Here is a 4163-nt window from a genome sequence, read left to right on the forward strand (position 1 = left end):
GTGATATTCTACCCGAGGCTGCTACAGGGGGGTCGGGGTGCACATCGGATTGCTTGGCGGTATCGAGGTTGTTTCTTCAGGCGGCCAATCGCTGCACTTCGCGACGCGCAAGACGTCGTTGCTGTTTGCCGCGCTCGTTCTGGCCGGGCCCAAGGGCCTTCGCCGCGAGAGGGTGGCGGCGATGCTATGGGCAGACAGCGGCGAGCAGCAGGCGCGGAACAGCCTGCGCCAAGCGTTGGTGGACATCAGGCGGCTGTTTCCGCCCACCGGCGACGAGGCCATACGTGTCGAAGGCAATGCCCACACCATATGGCTGGCGGCAAATGCCGATGAGGCCGACATCTGGATGTTCGACCGGAATATCCTAGCCAGTGACGGCGCCAGCCTAGCGACAGCGGCGAGCCTCTACCGGGGAGACTTGCTCGACGGTCTGTCGTTTCCCGGCGAGATCGACGAATGGCTTGCGCCGCTTCGGGCGAACTATGCCCGCAAGGCGCTGGACCTCGCCGAGCGGCTGAGCCTTCTGCCGGAGACGGACGCCAGCGAGGAAATGGCTTGCGAAAGGCTGGCGGAGCGGCTGGTGGCGCTCGATCCATGCGCCGAGCAGGCCCACCGGGCGCTTATCCGCATCTTCCGCCGTCGCGGCAAGACCAACGACGCCTTCCGCCAGTTCCTGGCCTGCGAGGAGGCGCTGAAGCGCGAGCTCGGCGTCGCCCCTGAAGAGGCGACGCAGGCGCTGGTCGAGCGTATCGAGGCGCCTGAGGCAAAGCATCGGCACGAGCAGGCGTCCAGCAGCTCCGGCCCGCCCGAAGCCGGGGCGCCGCGGCGGGAAACGGTGGCCGAACCGGCGCGCCCCGTCGTTTCCATACCGGAAAAGCCGTCGATCGCGGTGCTACCGTTCCAGAACATGAGCGGCGACGCCGAGCAGGACTATTTCACCGACGGCGTGGTCGAGGAGATCACCACGGCGCTGTCTCATGTGAGCTGGCTGTTCGTGATCGCGCGGAATTCCGCTTTCGCCTATAAGGGCCAGGCTGTGGATATAAAGCGCGCGGCGCGCGAGCTGGGAGTGCGCTACGTGGTTGAGGGCAGCGTGCGCAAGGCGGGTAGCCGGCTCCGCGTTGCGGGCCAGCTGATCGAGGCAGCAACGGGCGTGAGCCTGTGGGCCGACCGTTTCGAGGGCGACGTCGCCGACGTGTTCGAACTGCAGGACCTCGTCGCCTCCAGCGTCATAGGTGCGATTTCGCCCAGGCTCGAACAGGCCGAGATAGCGCGGGCCAAGCGCAAGCCGACCGAGAGTCTCGACGCCTACGACAATTACCTACGCGGCGTGGCGAGCCTTTACCGCTGGACGAGAGCGGGATTGGAGGAGGCGCTGCCGCATTTCTACAAGGCAATTGAGCTCGACCCTGACTTTGCCGCGGCACAGGGCGCTGCCGCTTGGTGCTACTTCTGGCGAATGGCGAACGGCTGGATGACGGACCGGCAGAAGGAGGCCGCCGAAGTTTCCCGGCTGGTCGGCAACGTCACCATAGCAGGCCAGGACGACGCGGTAGCGCTGGCTTTCAGCGGCCTCGCACTGGGCTATGTCATCGGCGACTACGAGGCCGGTTCGGCACTGACCGACCGGGCGCTCGTGCTTAACCCCAACTGCGCCGCCGCATGGAGCGCCAGCGGCTGCCTAAAAGCCTGCCATGACGACCCGGACATCGCGATCGAGCATCTGTCGCGGGCAAGGCGGCTGAGCCCGCTCGATCCGCTGACTTTCTTCATGCAGTGCTTCACGGCCTTCGCCCATTTCGTGGCCGGCCGCTATGATGCCGCCTGGCCGATCGCGGAGGCGGCATCCCGCGCGCAGCCCTATTATCTCACCGGTCTACGCGTGGCCGCAGCCAGCAACGCCATGGCCGGCAGGCTGGATGCCGCGAGCAAGCACATCGCGCTGTCACTGCAGCTCGATCCCGAATTGACCCTCTCCAACCTCAGGCACCGGGTGGGGCAGATCAGGCCAGCCTATTTCGTCAGATATGTCGAGGCACTGCGGCTAGCCGGCCTGCCCGATTGAGCCGGGCGGCGTGAGCCCGCTCCCTGACCGCCCCGCGCCTTCTCGTCAATGTGATCGAAACCATCACCCGGCAGGTTTGAACGCCGGCTTCCTCTCKTAGCATGACGGCCCGACAAGTTTCCCTCCGCTGCCGAGAGGATACCCAGACTCGGCCTCACCCTGGGACCGGCGGCAATGCGGGCGCGTCCAATCCCTTGAAGGGATCGCGCCAGGCCTCGATCTCTTCAAGCCGACGATACCAGCGGCCGACAGAGGGATAGTCATCCAGCGGCAGTCTGGCGGCCTCGTTGAACGRCAGAAAGGTCGCCATGCGGAAGTCGGCGTAGGAAATCGAATTTCCGACCAGCCATTCCCGTGCGAAAAGCTCCGTATCGAGTATCGCGGCGGCCGTGCGGAAATGCGTCAGCCCCTCCTCCACGCGTTGTTGATCAATCGGGCCTATGCCGTACCGCTGTTTGGTGCCACGTTCGAAATGCACCGTGTCGCAGGCGAATGCGAAGTGCTCCTTGCCCCAACTCAACCACCGGATCATCTCGGGCTCGTCATCGCCGGTGCGCCAGAAATCCGAACGCACGTCGCGCGACAGCCGGCAGGCTATGGCGTCTGCCTCCCAGAGGCTTTTTCCGCCGTCGTCCACAAGTATGGGCAATGAGAGATTGGGGTTTAGCAGGCGATATTTCTCGGCCTGCCCCGGAGCGAATGGCGAGGCGAATTCAAATTCGACATTCGCGTCGAGATAGCGTGCCACCGCGACGGCGAGCCGAGGATTGGGATTGCGGCTGAAGTATAGCTTCATTGGACACCTCCGGTGTGGCTGGCCAACGCTATTGCCTCAGCTGTCAATGACGGGCGTCACAAAAGCCGGATTTGATAGCTCAGCACCCGCTTGGCGGCCGGCGCGATCAGCATCAGGCCCGGCTTGTCGACAAGATCGCCGTCGAAGCCCACCGGACTTGCGATGCCGTGCCAGGGCTCGATACACAGGAACGGCGCGCCGCCCGGCTTTGACCAGACGCCCAATTCCTGAAATCCCTGCCAGGCCATCTCGATCGCCGGACCACGCTCGCCGGCATAGCGCACGCTGGTGCTGGCGGGGTGGTCGAGAATGACCGCGTCCTGGTCGAACAGCTGCTCGGAGAGCGCGAGGATGTTGCCTTCGACGGGCGTCGGCTGCGGCGTCTTCAACAGCAGGCCGTCTTTCAGGCGACGGACCGGAGCAGGTTCGGCAGCAGCGAAAGTCAGCTGGTAGTCCGTCTTGGCCAGGTCGGGCAGCAATGGCCAATTGAATGCCGGATGCGCCCCGATGGACGCCGGCATCGGCTCTTCGCCGGTGTTCGTGATGTCGAAGGTGACGCCAAGCTGCCGGCGGTCCAGCGTGTAGGTCACGGCGAGACGGAAGGCGAATGGATAGTGCGTGCGGGTCTCGGCATCGTCGGTGAGAACCAGCGTGCAGGATCGTGGCCCGCTCTGCGCCCAGGCAAACGGCTTGTCGCGCGCGAACCCGTGCTGCGTCATCGGGTAGGTCCGGCCGCGATGGCGCAGCCGATCTCCGTTCAGCCGGCCGACGATCGGAAACAGCACCGGCGAATGGCGCCGCCAGGCCGGCCCGGCCTGCCACAGGAACTCAAATCCTTCGGCATCTTGCAACGAAACCAGTTCGGCGCCCTGGGCGACGATGGTCGCCGAGATGCCGTCGCCCTGAAGCGTCTGGCTGTCTTGTGCCACATATCCTCGCGCGGTCGGTATTGAAGGGCGGTGCGGTGGCAGACTAGCAAAAGCTCTTGAGGACTCAAGGTGTAGCCGGTCCTGCCAGAACGAATTGTGGCCGGAGGATCTCCCTCCGGCCACCTCCCCGCATCAGGGGCGATAGTCCTCGCCCCTGCCCACAGCGGACAGTCGTTACTCGCGTTCGCCGGTGAAGTTCAGCAACAGCTGGAAGATGTTGATGAAATTCAGATAAAGCGAGAAGGCGCCGAAGACGGCCAGCTTCTGGCGCGATTCCGCGTCGACATTCTCGGCATACTGCTCCTTGATCGTCTGCGTGTCCCAGGCAGTCAGGCCGATGAACACGGCGATGCCGATCACCGAGATGGCGAAC

The 4163-nt window shown here is 64.6% G+C and carries 4 protein-coding genes; 1 reads left to right on the plus strand and 3 read right to left on the minus strand.

Features of this window, described 5'->3' with window-relative positions:
* Positions 1–37: 37 nt before the first annotated feature.
* Positions 38–2065, plus strand: a complete 2028-nt coding sequence (locus tag ACXJ7R_RS26315) for a BTAD domain-containing putative transcriptional regulator (RefSeq protein ID WP_457154381.1) — start codon at positions 38–40, stop codon at positions 2063–2065.
* Between the two features lie 154 nt (positions 2066–2219).
* Here the strand turns inward: ACXJ7R_RS26315 and ACXJ7R_RS26320 are convergent, their stop codons facing one another.
* The 3 genes from ACXJ7R_RS26320 to ACXJ7R_RS26330 all read right to left on the minus strand — a co-directional run.
* Positions 2220–2861: a glutathione S-transferase family protein gene (locus ACXJ7R_RS26320; protein WP_457154382.1), complete on the minus strand. Its 642-nt coding sequence runs from the start codon at positions 2859–2861 to the stop codon at positions 2220–2222.
* A 56-nt stretch (positions 2862–2917) separates the two neighbouring features.
* Complete coding sequence (locus ACXJ7R_RS26325) at positions 2918–3790, minus strand: aldose 1-epimerase family protein (protein ID WP_457154383.1); 873 nt, start codon at positions 3788–3790, stop codon at positions 2918–2920.
* Positions 3791–3964: 174 nt separating this feature from the next.
* Positions 3965–4163 (minus strand): Bax inhibitor-1 family protein (locus tag ACXJ7R_RS26330; RefSeq protein ID WP_457154384.1); only part of this gene is annotated, 199 nt, incomplete at its 5' end.

It is taken from the genome of Mesorhizobium sp. P5_C1 (assembly GCF_054049815.1).